Annotated in this window: 14 protein-coding genes and 1 tRNA gene; 5 read left to right on the plus strand and 10 right to left on the minus strand. The window is 66.0% G+C overall.

The annotated features are described in order from the left end of the window. Nucleotides 1–339: 339 nt before the first annotated feature. Nucleotides 340–423, plus strand: a tRNA-Leu gene (locus tag QQK25_RS15305). Nucleotides 424–589: 166 nt separating this feature from the next. Here QQK25_RS15305 and QQK25_RS15310 read toward each other — a convergent pair. Beyond that, nucleotides 590–1750, minus strand: a complete 1161-nt coding sequence (locus QQK25_RS15310) for an HD domain-containing phosphohydrolase (protein WP_284188708.1) — start codon at nucleotides 1748–1750, stop codon at nucleotides 590–592. Nucleotides 1751–1839: 89 nt separating this feature from the next. Here QQK25_RS15310 and QQK25_RS15315 point away from each other — a divergent pair, with 89 nt between their 5' ends. After that, nucleotides 1840–2376 carry a DNA-deoxyinosine glycosylase gene (locus tag QQK25_RS15315; protein WP_284188709.1) on the plus strand — a complete coding sequence of 179 codons (537 nt, stop codon included), beginning with the start codon at nucleotides 1840–1842 and terminating at the stop codon, nucleotides 2374–2376. Here QQK25_RS15315 and QQK25_RS15320 read toward each other — a convergent pair. Beyond that, nucleotides 2358–4091 carry a PHA/PHB synthase family protein gene (locus tag QQK25_RS15320; RefSeq protein WP_438696463.1) on the minus strand — a complete coding sequence of 578 codons (1734 nt, stop codon included), beginning with the start codon at nucleotides 4089–4091 and terminating at the stop codon, nucleotides 2358–2360. The genes QQK25_RS15315 and QQK25_RS15320 overlap by 19 nt on opposite strands. A gap of 185 nt (nucleotides 4092–4276) precedes the next feature. Here QQK25_RS15320 and QQK25_RS15325 point away from each other — a divergent pair, with 185 nt between their 5' ends. Further along, nucleotides 4277–4720, plus strand: coding sequence for a universal stress protein (locus QQK25_RS15325; protein ID WP_153161612.1), 444 nt, complete (start codon nucleotides 4277–4279; stop codon nucleotides 4718–4720). 157 nt (nucleotides 4721–4877) lie between these two features. Here the strand turns inward: QQK25_RS15325 and QQK25_RS15330 are convergent, their stop codons facing one another. Then, nucleotides 4878–7121, minus strand: coding sequence for a putative bifunctional diguanylate cyclase/phosphodiesterase (locus QQK25_RS15330; protein ID WP_284188710.1), 2244 nt, complete (start codon nucleotides 7119–7121; stop codon nucleotides 4878–4880). Nucleotides 7122–7311: 190 nt separating this feature from the next. Here QQK25_RS15330 and QQK25_RS15335 point away from each other — a divergent pair, with 190 nt between their 5' ends. After that, entirely contained in the window at nucleotides 7312–8694 is a 1383-nt protein-coding gene (locus QQK25_RS15335; protein WP_284188711.1) for a WS/DGAT domain-containing protein, read from the plus strand. A 6-nt stretch (nucleotides 8695–8700) separates the two neighbouring features. Here QQK25_RS15335 and QQK25_RS15340 read toward each other — a convergent pair whose 3' ends face one another. The 4 genes from QQK25_RS15340 to QQK25_RS15355 form a co-directional block, all read right to left on the minus strand. After that, entirely contained in the window at nucleotides 8701–10110 is a 1410-nt protein-coding gene (locus tag QQK25_RS15340; RefSeq protein ID WP_284188712.1) for an ABC transporter permease, read from the minus strand. Beyond that, entirely contained in the window at nucleotides 10110–11087 is a 978-nt protein-coding gene (locus QQK25_RS15345) for an ABC transporter permease (RefSeq protein ID WP_284188713.1), read from the minus strand. The genes QQK25_RS15340 and QQK25_RS15345 overlap by 1 nt, the downstream gene beginning before the upstream one ends. 153 nt (nucleotides 11088–11240) lie before the next feature. Continuing rightward, nucleotides 11241–12095 carry an SPFH domain-containing protein gene (locus tag QQK25_RS15350; protein ID WP_284188714.1) on the minus strand — a complete coding sequence of 285 codons (855 nt, stop codon included), beginning with the start codon at nucleotides 12093–12095 and terminating at the stop codon, nucleotides 11241–11243. A gap of 10 nt (nucleotides 12096–12105) precedes the next feature. After that, the gene (locus QQK25_RS15355; RefSeq protein WP_284188715.1) at nucleotides 12106–12555 is read right to left on the minus strand and encodes an NfeD family protein; all 450 of its coding nucleotides are present in this window, start codon (nucleotides 12553–12555) and stop codon (nucleotides 12106–12108) included. 150 nt (nucleotides 12556–12705) lie between these two features. Here QQK25_RS15355 and QQK25_RS15360 point away from each other — a divergent pair, with 150 nt between their 5' ends. Further along, complete coding sequence (locus QQK25_RS15360) at nucleotides 12706–13185, plus strand: cytochrome C (protein ID WP_284188716.1); 480 nt, start codon at nucleotides 12706–12708, stop codon at nucleotides 13183–13185. A 5-nt stretch (nucleotides 13186–13190) separates the two neighbouring features. On the opposite strand, the gene QQK25_RS15365 is transcribed toward QQK25_RS15360, so the two are convergent. The 3 genes from QQK25_RS15365 to QQK25_RS15375 all read right to left on the minus strand — a co-directional run bounded on the left by QQK25_RS15365 (nucleotide 13191) and on the right by QQK25_RS15375 (nucleotide 18619). Next, complete coding sequence (locus QQK25_RS15365; protein WP_284188717.1) at nucleotides 13191–14555, minus strand: pyridoxamine 5'-phosphate oxidase family protein; 1365 nt, start codon at nucleotides 14553–14555, stop codon at nucleotides 13191–13193. Further along, the gene (locus tag QQK25_RS15370) at nucleotides 14552–15052 is read right to left on the minus strand and encodes a pyridoxamine 5'-phosphate oxidase family protein (RefSeq protein WP_284188718.1); all 501 of its coding nucleotides are present in this window, start codon (nucleotides 15050–15052) and stop codon (nucleotides 14552–14554) included. Before QQK25_RS15370 ends, QQK25_RS15365 begins: the two co-directional genes overlap by 4 nt. A 615-nt stretch (nucleotides 15053–15667) precedes the next feature. Further along, nucleotides 15668–18619, minus strand: coding sequence for an SUMF1/EgtB/PvdO family nonheme iron enzyme (locus QQK25_RS15375; RefSeq protein WP_284188719.1), 2952 nt, complete (start codon nucleotides 18617–18619; stop codon nucleotides 15668–15670). Between the last annotated feature and the right edge of the window lie 124 nt (nucleotides 18620–18743).

Consider the following 18743-nt stretch of genomic DNA (forward strand, 5'->3'; position numbering starts at 1 on the left):
CTTTTTAAACTTCGCCGCAAACACCTGACTGCGCAGAAGCAGCCAATCCTCCGGCCTACCCCCCCTCCACCGCGCTGAACAACTGCGCTGCGAAGAGGGCCGAATTATAAAGAACTATCAGAACTCGTCAAGAGGTTTCTTTCGACAATGCATTTTGACGTCGCCAAGGTGAAGCACACGCACCCTAATCCCGCCGACGTCTGCGGAGCGCCCCCGATCCGCGACAACTCGCTGCACCGCGGTGGCCACACATATAGATATGTATTTCTGGCCGACAACGAAGACAGCGCAAACAAGACTAGCCCAGACCTGCCCGCCAAATTACAATGCGAGCCTCTCGCGGACGTGGCGGAATTGGTAGACGCACCAGATTTAGGTTCTGGCGCCTTTGGTGTGAGAGTTCGAGTCTCTCCGTCCGCACCAGCAGCTCAAGCCTCAATCGAGGCATCTTCAAGCGCGCAGCAGCGCCCCACTACGGGTTTGCTACGGCTTCCAGCCTGACTCCCAAGGCGAACACAGACTTCCTCGCAACAACTCCAACGCCGTCCCCATGGGTGGCGCTCCAGCACTTCAGGCAACGCACGCGCGATCAGGAGCGGGAAGTCCCTTCCTCCTCCGGCTCGTCACGGAAGCTTGTCGCGATTTCCGCAAACTTGCCAGCGACCTGCTCCAGCGCATCGACGATATCCGGATCAAAGTGGCGGCCACGTTCGGCTAGCATCATGAGGATCGCCTGTTCGTGGGGGAACGGCGGCTTGTAAACCCGCCTTGAAATGAGTGCATCGTAAACATCCGCCACCGCCATCAGCCGGGCCGACAGCGGGATCGCATCGCCCGCGATACCCTGAGGATAGCCGCTTCCGTCCCAGCGCTCATGGTGGCCGTAGGCAATCTCGGCGGCGTAATGGAGGAAGGGGGCGTCACTCAGGCCACCCAGGGCGTTCTCGGCCTGCTGGATCGCATCACGGCCGGATTCGCAATGCCGCTGCATGATCACCCACTCTTCCGGCGTGAGCTTGCCGGGCTTGAGGAGGATCGCATCCGGCGTGGCGACCTTGCCCACGTCGTGGAGCGGCGCCGACTTGAAGAGCTGCTGGATCACCTCATCGTTGAGTTCGCCGCAGAAGCGCGGATGATCGCGCAGAGCTTCGGCGAGGATGCGCACGTAGTGCTGGGTGCGACGGATGTGGTTGCCGGTTTCGTTGTCGCGGGCTTCGGCCAGGGCGCAGAAGGCCGTGATGGTGGCGGCCTGGGCGGCGATCACTTCCTGCTTGCTGGCAACCAGCCTGCGGGCCTGTTCGCTGATCTCCGCGGTGCGCTCGGCGACGATGAGTTCGAGATCGGCGTTGCGGCGCTGGAGCGCGCGGGTAGCCTTCGACAGCGCCAGGTGCGTCCGGACGCGGGCCAGCACCACGGGCGGCGACACCGGCTTGTGGATGAAGTCTTCCGCGCCGAGCAAAAAACCCTGCTCTTCGTCTTCAGGGCGATCAAGACTGGTCAGGAACATCACCGGAATGGACCGGGTCGATTCGCTGGACTTCAGTCGCCGGCAGACCTCGAAGCCGTCGAGCTCCGGCATCATCACATCGAGCAGGATCAGATCGGCCTGACCGCCGGCCTCGAGGAAGCCGAGGGCCTCGACGCCGTTGTTGGCCGGATGCACATCGTAGTGCTCGGACAACACGTCCTCTAGAATCAGGAGATTGTCGGCCTGATCGTCGACCACCAGCACATGAGCACGCTGTTTCATTCCCCGCCCCCGGGATTCGGACATATCGGTTTCAATCATCGATGCTTCACCACGCAAACCAGCTTCGCGTGCGATACAAAACCATTTCCATGAGCCTGATCTTCAGTTTTCCGCCAGTCTCGGCACCATCGGTCACGACCCTGATCTTGGGCAGCATGCCCGGCGAAGCCTCGCTCCGCGCCCAGGAATATTACGCCCATCCACGAAACCTATTCTGGAAGATCCTCGGCGAATTGATCGGCGCCAACCCGGATCTCCCCTACCCCGCCCGACTCCAGAAACTGACTGGCGCCGGGCTGGCCCTGTGGGACGTGCTGCAGAGCTGCGAACGTGAAGGCAGCCTGGATGGCGACATCGATCCGTACTCCATCATCCCCAACGATTTCGCGACCTTTTTTGCCTCGCATCCCCGCATCGAACAGGTGTTCTTCAATGGCGCCATGGCAGAGACAAGCTTCCGGCGCCATGTACTCAAGCAACTCCCGGCGGATACAACCCGGTCAATGCGCTTCACGCGCTTGCCATCCACCAGCCCGGCCAACGCCGGCTTCAGCTACGCCCGGCGCCTCGAAGCCTGGCGGCAGATCATCACCGCCAACAAGGCAGCTCAGGACTCCTTGACGTAGACCCCAGGCGCGTCAGCAAGTGCCGGGAACGCATCGTTCGCCACGGGCCTCGCCGCCACCAGTTCGCCGCTCTGCGGCTTGAGCCACGCCATCCAGTCGTCCCACCAGCTGCCCGGCTGGGCTTCGTGAGCGGCGTGCCAGTCCTCGGCCTTGTCCGTGCGGCGCGCCGGGCCCACCCGGTAGCTGCGCTTGGGTGGTTTGACCGGCGGATTGACGATGCCGAGGATGTGGCCGGAACTCGACAGTACGTAGCGCTTCGGGCCGCTCACGTAGTTCATGGTGCGGAAAGTCTGGCGCCACGGGGCGATGTGGTCGTCCTCGGCCGACACCGCATACACCGGCTGGGTGATCGCCCCCAGGTCGATGGGCTCACCGGCCACCACCAGGGCGTCCTTCTCGATCAGTTTGTTGTGCAGGTAGAGCTCGCGCAGATACCAGGCGTGCATCGCGTAGGGCATGCGCGTGGTGTCCATGTTCCAGTAGAGCACGTCGAAGGGCGGCGGCGTTTCGCCATACAACCAGCCGTGCACCACGTAATGCCAGATCAGGCTGTTGGAACGCAGCAGACGAAAGGCCGACGCCATCTCGGCGCCATCCAGGTAGCCCTTGCGCGCCATGTTCTGGGTAAGGAAGCGGATGCTGCCCTCGTCCACGAAGACCTCGATATCACCCGGTTTGTGGAAATCCACCAGCGTGGTGAAGAGCGTCCAGTGGGCCACGGGCATTTCTTCGGGTTTGAAGTGGCGGTTCGCCCAGGCCATGTAGGTCGATAGCGCCGTACCGCCGATGCAGTAACCCACCGCGTGCACCGTGGCCGCGCCGGTCAGGCCGCGGGCGGTGTCGATGAGCGGCTGGATGCCTTCGGTGAGGTAATCGTCGAAGCGCACGTCACGCATGTCCTCGCCGGGGTTCTTCCAGCTGGTGATGAACACGTCGAAGCCCTGGTCGACCAGGTAGCGGATCATGCTCTTCTTCGGGTTGAGATCGAGGATGTAGAACTTGTTGATCCACGGGGTGACGATGACGATCGGCGTCTCGTGCACCTTGGCCTTGGTGGGCGTGTAGTGAATGACCTCCAGCAGCCGGTTGCGGAACACCACCTTGCCCGGCGTCGTCGCGAGGTTCTCGCCGACCTTGAAATCGCCCGGGTCGGTCATCCGGATGTTGCCGGCCGACAGATCATCGAGAAAATTGCGGAAACCCTGAACGAGGCTCTCGCCATTGGTTTCAACGGCCTTCCGCATCGCCACCGGGTTGGTCAGCAGGAAGTTCGACGGCGCCATGGCGTTGAGGGCGTTCCGCCACCAGAACGCGGCCCGCCGGCGGTCCTTCTGCGAGAGCCCCGGCGTTTCGTAGAGCATGTCCTGGAAGTGCCGGGTCATCAGCAGATACCACTCCTTGACCAGATCCCAGGTCGGCGATTCGGCCCACACCGGATCGACGAAACGGCTGTCGTCGTCCACCGGCCGGACGGGATCGGCGCTGGGCAGGCCGACGAGCCGGCGCATCGAATGCCACTGGAGCGCCCACAGGCTGCTCGACATGCGCCCGAGCGCCTCGGCGAGTTCCTGGGGATGGGCCATCCAGGCCAGCTGGGCATGCACCAGCGGCGCCGTCATGCCCAGCGGGTCGACGGACGACTCCACCGAATCGTGCAGCTTGCGCAGCGACTTGCGTGCGACATCGATGGGAGGAACGGGATCGTGACGGGGCATGGTGACAACTCCTTCATGTTTTTTGGCCCGGAATCCGGACCTGAACGGCATGTCTGCCGTCAGACAAAATCGTGATCCAAGCAGGTTTCAGTTCGATTGACATTCGTCAATCCGGTTGCGAACATGGGTCGCCATATAATTAGAAAGCCCACCCCGAAGGCCCACCCTCACCAAGGAGTGACAGCATGTTCCGCAACATCCTCGTACCCACCGACGGCTCTGAACTTTCCGCATCCACCGTCGCGCGTGCCATCGACTTCGCCAAGGAAGCCGGCGCGAAGCTCACCTTCTTCTACGCCCAGCCCGATTTCCCGACGCCGATCTACGGTGAAGGCGCGCTGTTCGACCCGACAACCCCGGAGCAGTTCAGTCGCGCCGCGGCAGCCGAAGCCGAAAAGATCCTCGGTCTCGCCAAAGCCGCTGCCGACGCCGCCGGCGTGAGCTCGATCGGAGACACCGTCATCAGCGAGGTGCCGTTTGAAGCCATCATCGCCTCGGCCGAGCGCAACCGCTGCGACCTGATCTTCATGGCCTCCCACGGCCGTCGTGGACTGAGCGGCCTCCTGCTCGGCAGCGAGACCCAGAAGGTCCTCACCCACAGCAAGATCCCGGTGCTCGTGTATCGCTGATACGCCCCGCTCTACCCACCGCAGTCCGATCCGCCCGGTCGGCGCCCCACGGCGTCACCGGGCGTTGCATTTGATGGGCTGGATGCCGTCAGGCGGCTGCAAAAAACAAAAGGTCAACAATGTTGACCTTTTTTAATCCCACCGCCACGTCATCGCTTCAATCCCCCTGCTGCCGGATCCACGCCTCAAGCGACGCCGCATTCATCGGCTTGCCGTAGAGGAAGCCCTGCATCTCCTTGCAGCCCATGTCCTGCAGCAACTGCGCCTGGCTCTCGGTTTCCACACCCTCGGCGGTCACCTCCAGCCCGAGGCTCCGGGCCAGCTTCACGATCATCGTGGCGATGCAGTCCTCCGCGGTTTCCGGCGTCAGCTCACGCACGAAGGCGCGGTCGATCTTCACCCGGTCGAAAGGCAGCCGGTTGAGACTGCCGAGGGACGAGAAGCCACAGCCGAAGTCATCCACCGCCACGCGCAGCCCCAGGGCTTTCAGTTCGCGTAGCTGCCGGGCGACGGACTCCGGGTCTTCCATCGCCACCGATTCGGTGATCTCCAGCTCCAGCCGCTTCGGGCTCACGCCAGTCGAGGCGATCACCTCGGCGATCTTGGCCACGAAATCCGGCTCGCGGAACTGTGCCGCCGAGATGTTGATGCCGACCCGGAACGGCGGCAGGCCTTCGCGATCCCAACGCACTATCTGGCGGCACGCCTCGGCAAACACCCAGTCGCCGATGTCGACGATCAGCCCGGTGTACTCGGCCAGCGGGATGAACACCTCCGGCGACACCGCCGCGCCATTGGGCTTGACCCAGCGGATCAGCGCCTCGCAGCCGACCACCTGGCCGCGGGTGGGCGACACCTGCGGCTGGTAGTGCAGCTCCAGCCCGCGGCCCAGGTTGAGGTCGGAGCGCAGCTCGTTGAGCAGCTGGACGCGGTTCTGGGTGTTGGCTTCCATCTCGGTCGAGAAGAAACGCCAGTGCTGGTCGCCTTCCTGCTTGGCATGGCTGAGAGCCAGATTTGCGCGCTTGAGCAGCTCCACCGCCCCGCCCTGCACCGACGCCACATCCACAAAGCCCGCCCTCGCCCGCATCGGAATCGAGTGGCTGCGCACATGGAAAGGCGCGGCAAACACCTCGAGGATCGCGCCGGCCCCCCGCGCGTCCGGTTGCCAGCACACGCCGAAGGCGTCGCCCGCAACCCGCGCCACCAGCGCCCCCTCACCCACGTGGGCCTGCAGCCGGCGGGTCACCTCCACCAGCAACAGATCGCCGCTGCGATGGCCGAGGGCATCGTTGAGTTCGGAGAAACGCACGATGTCGATGATCCCCAGCGTCCACCCGGCTGGCGCCAGGCTGGGCAGGCGCTCGTCCAGCCGGTCGAGGAAGCGCGTGCGGTTGGGCAGGCGGGTGAGTTGATCGAAATACGCGAAGAAATTGAGACGCTCGAAGAGCACCACGTTTTCGAAGCCGATGCGCAGATTGACGCACAGCACCTCGATCACCTGGCGGATCAACGCGCTGGACACCGGCGGCAGGTCGAGGTGGATCAGCGCCTCCTTGCCGTAGCTGCGGCCAAGGTAAAGGCAGCACGCCTCACCTTCAAAGACATGTCCGCGGCGGGCCAGCCCCTGGCGGAACGACGCCCGGAGCGGCGTATCGCCCAGCGCCAGCGTCGGCTGACCGACCAGACCGCCGTAGCGCCCGCTGGCCGCCAGCACGCCCAGCGATTCCTGGTCGCCCTCCCCCTCCCGCCAGTCGATCGGGCCGATGAAGGCCGCATCCACCTGCGCGCCCAGCAGGGCCGCCAGGTGACCCAGAGCCGCATCGGCAAAGGAGCGCACGTCCCGCGGAATGAACAGCTGATTGCCGGCCTGGATCAGGAACTCGAGGCCCTTCCGGCTGGCGTGGAGTTCGCACAGCTGCTCGTAGGAGCGGATCGCCGCGGTGAGCGTCGTGACGAGCCGGGTATGGGTGAGCTCGGCCTTGGTGCGGTAGTCGTTGATGTCGTATTCGCGGATCACGCTCAGTTCGGGCGCGTAGCCCGGCTGGCCGGTGCGCAGGATGATCCGCACGTCGGACAGGCGCAGTTCCTCGCGGATCACGCGGACAAGATCCAGCCCGGCATCGTGGCGTTCCATCACCACGTCGAGGAGGATCACGGCCACATCGCCGACCCGCCCGAGCGTCTCGCGGGCCTCGGCAGCGGAATAGGCGTGCAGCAGTTCGAGACTGCGCCCGCAGAACACCGCGCCCTGGAGCGCGAACTCGGTGGCCTGATGCACTTCCGCATCGTCGTCAACCACCAGCACCTTCCAGCAATCGGGGCTGAAAGCCGATGGCGCCGGGCTCTCGTCGTCGAGAAACTCAACCAGCTCGTCAGTGCAGGGCGAAGCGGAGATATTCATTTCCAGTAAATCCGGGCGCCGCGTGCCGTCGGCACTCTTACGGTCAATGTACCGGTAACGGCACAGGAACGACCCGGCTTTAACCCTAAGTGGAAGTACGCTGTCCGGTCTTCCGGCCCTCGCCGAATCGGCGCAGAATCTTGCGGAAAAGCGCATCGCGCGCGCTTCCCCAACTACATGGAGGCCTCCCATGAGCACCCTGGAACGGCTTGGCAGCCTGGACATGACCTGGCTGCAGATCGAGCAGCGCACCAATCTGATGCAGGTCGTCGGCGTGCTGGTGCTCGCCACGCCCCTCGACCGCGCAGCCCTTGTCGACTGCCTCTCCACGCGCCTGCTGCCGATGGAGCGCTTCCGCCAGCTCGTGCTGCGCGACACAGCCGGCGCCATCTGGGAAAGCGCGCCGGTAGATCTCGACGCCCACATCACCACCGTCAACCTGCCGGCGGACGACCAGGCCGCCGGCCTGCGGGCGCTGATCGGCGAACTCGCCGCCACGCCCCTCGACCCGGCCCGCCCCCTGTGGCACCTGCACCTGGTGCCCGACTACCAGGGCGGCAGCGCGCTGATCGCCCGGGTGCACCAGTGCATCGCCGACAGCATCGCGCTGATCCGCGTCCTCCAGTCCCTCACCGACGCCAGCCCCACGGCCGAACCACCCCTGCCGCCCGAAGCGCCCAACTTCTTCGACCGGCTGTGCGCCCCGCTCACCGACGCGGTGATCGACGGCATCAAGCTCTCGGGTGCGATCTGGGCGCGCTACCTGAGCCTGCTCTTCAACCCCACCCAGGTGTTCGACTACGCCCGGGCCAGCACCGCGCTGGCGCTGGAGATCGGCAAGCTCGCCGGCCTGCACGACGACAGCCACACCTTCCTGAAGGGTGAGCCGAAAGGCGTCAAGCACGTGAGCTGGAGCGCGCCGATCGCCGAATCCGCCGTAGCGGCCATCGCCCAGGCGCGGGAGACAACCCCCAACGCGGTGCTGCTGGCCGCCCTCAGCGGCGCGCTGCACGGCTACCTCAGCCGCCAGGGCGAACGGACCACCGGCACCGAGCTGCGCACCCTGATGCCGGTCAACCTGCGCAGCGAAGACACGCCGGACGTGCTGGGCAACCGTTGGGGATTCATGCCGCTGGAGCTGCCCGTAGGCATCGCCGACCCGCTCGACCGGCTGGCCGAAACCCACCGGCGCGTGGCCCACTTCACCGAAACCTACGACGCCCAGCGGGCGCTGGGCATCTTCAGCCTGATCGGCCAGACGCCGCGGGCGGTGCAACTGCAGGCGCTCAAGCTGCTGGCCACCAAGAGCACCGCGCTGCTGTGCCACGTGCCCGGCGCCCACGAGCCGCGTTACCTCGCCGGCGCGCGGATCGTCGAACAGATGTTCTGGAGCCCGCCCTCGGGCGATCTGGGCCTGGCGGTGAGCATCGTGAGCTACAACGGCAGCTACCAGGTAGGCCTGCTGGCCGACACCGCGATGGTGCCCGCCCCTGCCGCCATCACCGACCAGATCCAGGCCCAGCTCGACGCCCTCGGCACCAAGGCCCCGCGCCGGCGCAAGGCCCCGGCCTGACGGCGCTCAGCTGCGGCGCGGATCGAAGGCGTCGCGCACCACGTCGGCAAACAGGTTGGCGGCCAGCACCAGCACGAACATGAAGATGAAGGCCGCCACCAGGCTCCACCACACCATGGGCTCCCGGGCGAGCTCCATCCGGGCGGCGTTGATCATCGTGCCGAAGCTCACCGTGCCCGGGTCGACGCCGATGCCCACGTAAGACAGCACCGCCTCGGCCAGCACCAGGCCCGAGAAATCCATCACCAGCGCGATCAGCACCAGGTGCATCAGGTTGGGCAGCACGTGGCGGGCCAGGATGCGGGTGGTGGACACCCCGAACGCCCGCGCCGCCTGCACGTATTCGAGCTCCCGCAGCTTCAGCGTCTCGCCCCGCAGGAGCCGGCACAGGCCCGTCCAGCTGGTCATCCCGAGAATCACGCACAGGGCCAGCAGGCGCGCGTCGGCCCGCTCGGCCGCCGTCTCGAACCAATGGGGATGGGTGTCGATCACCACCTGCATCATCAGCACCGCCGCGGCGATCAGCAGCACGCCGGGGATCGAGTTGAGCACGGTGTAGATGTACTGGATCACGTCGTCCACCCAGCCGCCCAGATAGCCGGCCATGATGCCCAGCGCCACCGCCAGCGGCAGGGTGACGAGGGTCGTGAGGGTGCCGATCACCAGCGCCGTGCGGATGCTCTTGAGGGTCAGGAAGAGCACATCCTGACCCACCTTGTCGGTGCCAAACACGTGATATTCGACCGCCAGCGCCGCCAACGGGCCGGCCAGCAGGGCCACCACGCCTACCGTGGCCAGCACCGATCGCCACGCCAGCCCGCCCTTGCCGCGCCAGATCGCCCGCCACGCCGCGCCAACCGGCACCCGCCGCGACCGGGCCACGCCCGCCACCAGCACACCCGCCAGCGCCACCCAGCCCACCGCCGCCGACGCGAGGCCGATGCCGATGCGCCCGAGGATGTCGCCGGTCTGGTCGTCTTCGGGATACTTGAGGCCGCTGCCGCCAAACTTCAGCCGGGGAAACTCACGCCGCTGGGTGCCGTCCGGCCCCTCGATCGTCTGCTTGGTGAAGAGCTGGTAGGCCAGCGGCGCCGAGTAGGTCTTCTCGACCCGCGTGCGGAGCGGCGCGGCCAGCGCATCGAGGGCACTGCGCACCTCGGTGGACAGCGGCGCCTTGTCGCCCGATCCGCCGGCCGGCGCGAGGCGCTCCCGGTAGTGCAGGCTATCCACCACGCCCACCAGCAGGAACAGCGCCAGCACGGTGAGCGAGGCCATGCCCACGCTGCTCTCCCCCACCCGACGCCAGGCATCGCGCATGGGTTCGCTGCGCCGGGCGCTCCACGCCGCAAGCAGCAAGCAGGCGATGAGCCCGAAAAGCAGCAGATCGGTCCACAGGACCACAGGCTGGAATCCCATCACTCTAGCCTCACCCGCGGATCGACCAATGTGTACGACAGGTCGGTAAGAATCAGCCCCGCGATGTAGAGCAGCGATCCGATGAACACCATCGCCCGCACCACCGGAAAATCCTGGGCGTTGATGGCGTCGATGGTGTAGCTGCCGAGGCCGGGAATGCCGAAGAAGGATTCGGAGATCAGGCTGCCCATGAAGAGCGTCGGGATCACCACCACCACGCCGGTGAGGATGGGGATCATGGCGTTCTTCAGCACATGGCGGAACAGCGCCTGGAGTTCCGACAGGCCCTTGGCCCGGGCGGTGCGCACGTAATCCTTGCCGGCTTCTTCAAGAAAGATGGTGCGATACCAGCGGGCGCTGCCGCCGATGCCCGAAATCACCCCGATCACCACCGGCAACACCAGGAAGCGCCACGAATCCAGCCCGCCGCCATAGCCCGAGATGGGTACCAGGTGCCACACCTTAGACACCAGCCACTGGCCGCCGATGATGTAGAACAGGCCCGAGATCGACATCATCGCCACGCACATCACCACGCCCGCAAAATCCAGGTAGCTCGCCCGGAAGAACACCAGCAGCAGCGCCAGCGACACCGTAACGAACAGCCCCAGCACGAAGGTCGGCAGCGCGATGGCCAGCGACGGGCCCATGCGGGTCTTGATCTCGGTGGCGATGTCCCGCCCGTCGTCGGCGCGGCCGAAATCGAAGGCGAACATCTTCAGGGACTTCTCGAAGAAGATGGTGTTGGTGAGCTTGTCGGCGCCGTCGGCCGCGGCGTTGAAGAGCAGCGGCTTGTCGTAGCCCCGCTCCACCTTCCAGCGCTCGATGGCCTCGGGCGTCACGCGCTTGGCGCCCAGTTGCATCCGCGCCATGTCGTCGGGCGTGTTGACCACGAAGAACAGGGCAAAGGTGAGGAGATTCACGCCGATGAGGATCAGCGGCGCATAAAGCAGGCGTCGGACGATGTAGGCAAACATGGCGCAATCCTACATGGCCCGGCGCGGATGACGAAGCCCCCGGCCCCCGCTCGCGCAACCCTTCCACCCTGTAGGTCGGACTTCAGTCCGACATCGTGCGCTGACCTGACCGCGGGTTGTCGGACTGAAGTCCGACCTACAGGACGCGCATCGTCAGCGCTTGCCCACGAACAGCCCGCGCACCGCCTCCTGCAGATCCGCCGGCAGCACCACCACCTTGGCGTTGTCGGTGCTGCCCATGCGCTCCAGCGACGCGATGTACTTCTCGCCCAGCATGTAGAGCATCGGCGTGGTGTCGGTGCCCACCGCCGACGCCACCCGGCGGATTGCCTCGGCGGAGGCTTCCGCCAGCATCACCCGGGCGTTGGCGTCGCGCTTCGACGACTCCAGCCGCGCCTCGGCCTCCAGGATCGCCGCCTGCTTGGCCCCTTCCGCCCGGGTCACCACGGCCTTGCGCTCGCGCTCGGCAGAGGCCTGCTGTTCCATCGCCTTCTGCATCGACGGCGAGGGCTTGATGTCCTGGATCTCCACGGACTTCACCGTCAGGCCCCAATCCACCGCCTCGTCGGCGATGCTCTCGCGCAGCCGCGCCTTGATCTTGTCGCGGCTGGAGAGCGCCTCGTCCAGCTCCATCTCGCCGATGATCGAGCGCAGGGTGGTCATGATCATGTTGCGGATCGCCTCGGAGAAATCCGTCACCCCATACACCGCCTTCACCGGGTCGGTCACCTTGAGGAAGGCAATGGCGTTGGTGAGGATCACCGCGTTGTCGCGGGTAATCACCTCCTGCTCCTGCACGTCGAGGATGATGTCCTTGGTCACCAGCTTGTAGGCCACCTTGTCCAGGTAGGGAATGATGATGTTGAGGCCAGGCCGCAGCGTGCCGAAGTACTTGCCCAGCCGTTCGACGATCCACTCCTCGCCCTGGGGCACGATGCGCACCCCCTTGGCGATCGTCACCACCACGAACACCAGAATCGCCAGCACCACCACCATTGCATTGCTCATCGCGCGCTCCTCAAACCTTCGCAACCTTCAGGAAACTGCCTTCCACCGCCACCACCCGCACCCGCTCGCCGACGGCGATGGGCTCATCCACCATGCATTCCCACTCCTCGGCGCCGAGCAGCGGCTTCTGGAAACGGACCCGGCCGCGCGCAAACGGTTCGGCGGCCTTCGACATCAGCCCGATCTCGCCGATCGAATCGCCGTCCGACTGCCCCGCCCGCGTCCGGCTCTGCAGGTATTCACCCCGCTTGAAGACCTTGAACCACAGCACCACCATCGCCAGCGACGCCGCCACCCACAGGCCCACCTGCGCCGTCTCCGAGATCGGCAGCACCAGCACCGCCAGCCCCACCACCAGCGCCCCCAGGCCAAACCAGATGATGAAGAAGGCCGGCACCGCCAGCTCTGCCACCACCAGCGCAATCCCCAGCACGATCCAGTGCCACCATTCGAGATTCATGCAACCCCCTTGCCTTTGCCTGCGGTGCCGATTCTGCGCCGCCGCTGCCAACTTAGCATTTATTTAGGCCTTGCCGAGCAAAGTCTTAGGAAACACGAACGGCGGCCAAACCTATCCTTCGGTCATCCCAACCCGAACCGGAGCCGCATCATGACCGCCCAGCATTACACCGCCGCCCTCGCCCTCGCCCTTTTCACCATCGCTCCCGCCGCCATCGGCGCCGGGCCCGACGCCGCACGGGGCCGCTACCTCATCGCCATCAGCGGCTGCAACGACTGCCACACCCCGGGCTACGCCCAGCAGGGCGAGCGCATCCCCGAGGCCGAGCGGCTCACCGGCATGAGCGTCGGTTTCAGCGGCCCGTGGGGCGTGAGTTACCCGGCCAACCTGCGCCTGGGCGCCAGCCTGCTCGGCGAGGGGGACTGGATGGCGATGGCCCGCCGCAGCGGCCTGCCGCCCATGCCCTGGACGGCCCTGCAGGCCATGAGCGATGACGATCTGCGCAGCATCTACCGCTATCTGCGCGGCCTGGGCGCGGCGGGCCAGCCGGCGCCCACCGCCCTCGCGCCGGGGCAGGCCATCAACACGCCGCACTTCGTGTTCGTGCCCCAGATGCCCGGCGCGAAATGAGCCCCTCAGCCCGGCCGTGGCGCGCCTTCCGCCACCAGGATCGTCTCCCGATCCACCGCCAGCCGGAAGCGGCCGCGGCCGGTCTTCTCGATGCGCAGCCAGTCGCAGCGGTCCTGCAGGCGGCGCTGGAGCAGGATCAGCCGGGCGTCGAGGTTGTCCACCACCTCGGGCAGATGCAGCGCCGGATCGAGGCGCAGCGCGCGGGTCGAGAACTCGCAGCGTCCGTCCCGCTGCCGGTCGCCCAGCAGCTTCCAGAGGATCGCCCCCGCCACGCCCTTGATGAGGTAGTCGTCGTCGAGAAACACGCTGTCGTCCCGGCCAAAGTGGCGCACCCGCACCGGCGGCCCGGCGCTACTGGCGGCGGCAGGCGCGGGCTGGGCGATGTCGGCCTCGTCGGCGACATCCGGGCAGCGCAGCACCAGCATCATCAGCCCGAGCGCCGCGCCCAGCGCCACCAGCGCGTCCTCCAGGTCGTAGCCGAAGGTGCATTCCTGGCGGCTCTCCACATAGGCCACCGCCAGCAGGCGCCCGCCCGCCATCACCGGCACGGCCAGCTGGCTCGCGGGCTCGGCGAGGCCCGGCAGGGGAATCTCGTTATCCAGCCGATCCACCAGGCCCGACTGCGCGGCCTGCTCCCGCAGCACTCGCCCGTAGGCGTACTCGCTGGCGGGGAACATGATGCGGATCGGCACCTTCTCCCGCGCCGCCACGCCGATCACCCCCACACCCATCGGAATCTCCGCCCCCGCGCCGGAGCTCGCATAGCCCCGGCTCGCCACGATGTAGAGCCGCCCCGCCATCTCGTCGGCCATCAGCAGCATCTGGTGGGCGATGTCGAACTCCCGCTCAAGGCACGCGCAAAAGCGGTCGATCAGCCCGTCCAGCCCGGTGCAGCGGTTGAGCTCATCCACGCTGCGCCGAAGCGCCGGCAGCAGCGCCGGCCCGCGAGGGATGCGCGGCAGCTCGCGCCCCGGCACCGCCTCGATGGCCTGCACCCGATACACGTCCGCCCCCAGCAGCTTGAACACGCCCTCCATGCCCGTGTGGGAGGCGATCCCCGCCAGCTTGGCGCGCATCCGTTCAAACAACGGGCCGGCGGTTTCGGTGCGCAGGTAGCGCACGGTGAGCCGATAGCGGGCGGCGGTGTCCGGGTCCATCGTCAGCACCGTCGCCACCGGGTTGGCGAGGATGTTCTCGCGGGTCTTGTTGAAGAACTGGAAGGACAGCGCCACGTGCTGCGGGTCCACGTACATCAGCTGCGACACGTAGGTGACGTTGGGCATGCCCTCGGCGTCGCAGGTGGCGATGCCCGCCGGCACGATGCCCTCCAGGCAGCCGCGCAGCTCGTCGAGGCCCGGCCCGGTGTTCATGGCTTGCCGTCCGCCAGGGGCATCCCGGCCCGCGGGCCCGGCGTCTGGCCAAAGCCCTGGCTCGGGGTGAAGCTCACCGCCACCAGATCGTCGGCGCTGCCGCTGAACAGCGTGCGGGCGTAGATCTCGGGCACCCGGAAGGGCGCCAGCCGCGCCGCCATCGCCGCCGCGTAGGGCAGGAGGCCCGCCTCATCCTCGGCCGTGGCCGCCTCGACGCGGGCATCGACGCCCTTGAGCTGCACCGTGCGATGGGTCTCCGGCTCGCTGAACACCGCCGCCACCCGGCCGTTAGCCTCGATGGCCGCCAGCACCGGCAGCGCCTGGGAGCGCGGCATCAGCACCGTCACCGTGCGCAGGTCGTCCGACACCCGACAGCCCAGCCCGCGCACCAGCGTCGCCGGCCCACGCCCGTCACAGGCCGCGATCTGCACCGAGATGCGGCTGGTGATGAAAGCGGCAAGCGCCGGGTCGAGCAGGCCGGAACACTGGGCAGCCATCGGACAACACGCCTCCATGCAATCGGGCGGCGCGCACCGGCACGGTTCAACCGCCCCCGCCGCCCGCCCCGGACCACGCGCCGCCGGGCCGGCAGGCGCATTTTTGGAAAGGTCTCCTGAAAATCATAGCAGCGCCCGCAGGGCATATCGCCTGGCGATGCGCGTGAACGCGATCGCCGGTTGGCAAAGGGCGATGGGCCGCGCGGCGATCAACGCACAGCCCCGCCAGATCGTCGACCCATGTGGCGAGATGAGTATCGGACGCCGCTCCATCGCCATCGGAACACGCTAGATCGTCAAGGTGATAGCTAAAACCCTTGGTAAAACATTTTTTATTAAGGATTTTGGCTATCACATCGATGATCTAGCGGCATAGATCGACGATCTATTGGCGTAGATGAACGATCTAGCGGCGTAGATGCTTATCACGATAGTTTCCGACATCAATGGGACGGCGCCCATTGAGGATTTATCCTATCGTGATGAGGGTATGGGGCCGTAAAACATGCGGGCAGGTCGGCAGTCACGCAATCGGCCGGCCGATGGAAGGTGTCGCGACGCGAGATGGCTTGACCGGGTAAATGGATGTAGTGATGAAGGGGCGCGATCAGTGGCTCACAGGTCGGTGGGCGTACAACACACTCGAAAACCCAGAACGGTGTCGCATCCGTCTGGGTTAACCCCAGAACGGAAGGCGGTCCGACAGAACTGGGTGTTGAAGGCCCAGGAACCGCCACGCATCACTCGCGGGAGGTCTCCAGAATCAGCAAGCAACTCCGGCTTTTCGTACGCATTGCGGCACCACTCACAGATTCCACCGGCCATATCGTACGTGCCGCTCGGCGCCTTCCCGTCGGGGTAGAGACCAACCGGAGATGTGCGACCCAAATTCGAGGGACCGATATTGTCGGAAGTTTCGTTGATGTTCGCATGCCCCGAGCGGTAATCCCCTTCCCAAGGATATTCCCGGCCATCCGTGCCACGCGCTGCCCGCTCCCATTGTTCCTCAGTGGGCAGGCTCACCCGCCAGCCAACCGGAAGCATGCCTGCCCGCTTAAACTGTGCATCCAGCCAGCGGCAGAAGGCCGTTGCTTCGTACCAGGAGACTCTCTCGCGCGGAGCGTTCGGTTCAGACCAGCCCGCCGGGATCGCTTTGGGTCGCGCTGCCAGCCCCATCCACCATTCATCCTGTCCGTAACCCCCAGCGTCGACGAAGGCCTGAAACTGGCGGTGGGTAACGGGGTAGCGGGCGATGCGGAACGGCGTGTCAAGGGTGCGCGTCTCACAGCCCTCTCCATATAGAAAATAACCCGCTTCGCAGACGTCCCACACGATGTCCGGCAAGCCATCTGGGTGCAGGCCAACGCCGGGGCGATCATCCAGCCCCAGCCGGCCCAGGGTCAGCCAGAGCTCGGCACGAGGCTCGGGCGAAAGGTGATGCATGGCGTGCTCGCAAGCAACGCGCAATGGCGCCTTGAAATCGTCGATGCGCCAGCCCTTTGCGTGGGCTACCTCCAGGCCATCTGCGAGCACCAGCGCCGGGGCGGGGTTGGCATCCAGCGCGGCGGGCTCGAAGGACGGCAGCAGGCTACGCCAGGCTCCGATGGCCTTTTCCGGCGACGCCCGCTCGGCAATAGCACAGAACAGGAAGCGCAGCGTGCGACGCCACGCGGGCGAGCCGGCGTAGGTGGCGAGGATGGACTCCGGGGTGTCGGGGAGCTTGCGCAGACGCTCGGCGGCGAGAAACTCCTGAAAGCTCAGGTGATAGAAGGCCGCTCGTCGGTTGTCACGGGGCAGCAGCAGGCCGGAATCGGACAGCAACAACTCGCGCTTGGCGGAGGCCTCCTCCGCACCCGATTCGCTGGCCCAGTCGTGCCGCGCGAGGTCGGCGAGCAGGCGGTCCACCTCCTCCACCGTCACCTCCGCCTCGGGCGTTGTCCGAGGCGCCCCCGCCTCGCCACGGTGCATGCCCAGCGCGATGGCTGACAGGCGGTTGCGGGCCTGATCCCGTTCGTTCTCGGTGTTGAATCGCTTGTAGAGCACCTGCCTCACCACCGCGTCGTAGAGGGCATAGAAATCCTGGGGCAGGCGCCGGCCTTCGTCGTACTTGACGCACAGCGCAGTGAGCAGCATGGGGTTGCTGCGCATCTCGGCCAGATCGTCCCGCTGCGCAAGGTGCATGAGCAGTCCGTCAGACTTACCCACCGCGTTGGCGGGATCGACCGCATCGAACCAGCGCCGCACAAAGAGCCGCATGAGCGGATACGGCAACTCGGCCAGTTCGGCCAGGGGCAAACCCAGCCGACGCTGATCTTCCGCGTCGAGCCCATAGGGCCGGCTGGTGACGATCAGCCAGTTACCGGCCTTGCGCCACGCGGGCAGCGCGTCGGCAAGGCCTGTGAGCAGGTTGCGCCGGGGCAGATCATCGCCCCGGCTTTCGGGCACTTCGTCCACACCGTCAAGGATCAGCAGACAGCGGCCGGCCTTGAGTTCGGCAGCGAAGGCGTCGCCCGTGAGATCACCGGGTCGGGTCTCATCGAGCCAGCCAGCGAGGCTGGCCTCCAGTTGGGCACGGGTCCACCGTCCGCCCCCGGCGAGAAACTCACCGTGACTCGCCCAATCTCGCAGGCGCACCAGCAGCGGCAAACGCTCAACGAGCGTGTCCGGCAGCGTCTCGGTGAAATCTTCTTCGTCGACCGCGATCTGCCGATGTGCTGGAACCCGTCCTTCCGCCACCACGAGTGCCAGCCACCGGCAGAAGGTCGATTTACCCGACCCCGCCGCGCCGGGCACGTAGAGCGGGCTGCGCCCCAGGTTGTCGAGCAGCAGGAAGGGACCTTTCCTCAGATTGACGCCTTTGCGATTGCCCTTCACGTCGGCGTTCGTCACTGCCGGCACATACACGTGACCAAGGCCGACGTTGCGGCTCTCCTTCAGGTCGAGCCCGAGGAGCTCCACGCTGTCGCATTCGCGGCGCAGCCAGTCGAGGTAGGTTTCGCGGATGGCGAGGTGTTCACGGTGCTGACGGTCCGCGTCCGTCACCTCAGAGCCGCGATCGAGGCGAATCACACCGGCCGATACGAGGCGATCAAGTTCGAGGCCGAATTCGAGTTGGAGCTTGTCGGCGGTGTCGTACTCGGCCGGAAAGTGCTTGAGTTCGGCAAGTCGATCCTGAAACGCCCACAGGCTTTGGGTCTCTTCGCGGCTCGGCCGGGCAGGCGTGGTCTTGAAGTAGGTGAAGATCGTCGGTGCCCCAGCCGAACCGCCATCGCCCTTGAAACGCCCGTGAGCCCGATCGAACTCTTCGGCCGTGTAGCGCCCGACCTTCGTCCAGAACAACACCACGAAGATGTCGCAACGATCGATCTCCCGGTTGTACTCGTCCTGACTGCGGGTGGGCGACATGGCGGCGGAGAGGTCTTCCCAGATGTCGAGATGCAGGAACACCCCGCGCGGACTCCACTCTTTGTTGCGGCGGTTGATGAATTGCTCGAACGCCTCCCGATCGGGCTTCAGTTCGGCGGATGAGGCAAGAAAGATACGGATGGTCTGGAGATCGGTGGGCATCGGCGTCACTTCGGAAACTGTCCCAAAGATCATATAACAACGCGCATCGAGGGCGCCGCGAGCCCCTTAAGTCGGACAGCTGCCCCAAAAACAAAACCGGCCCGTCTTTCGACGGGCCGGCTTC

Origin of the sequence: Zoogloea oryzae (genome assembly GCF_030161255.1) — a bacterium.
GTDB classification, from domain to species: domain Bacteria; phylum Pseudomonadota; class Gammaproteobacteria; order Burkholderiales; family Rhodocyclaceae; genus Zoogloea; species Zoogloea oryzae.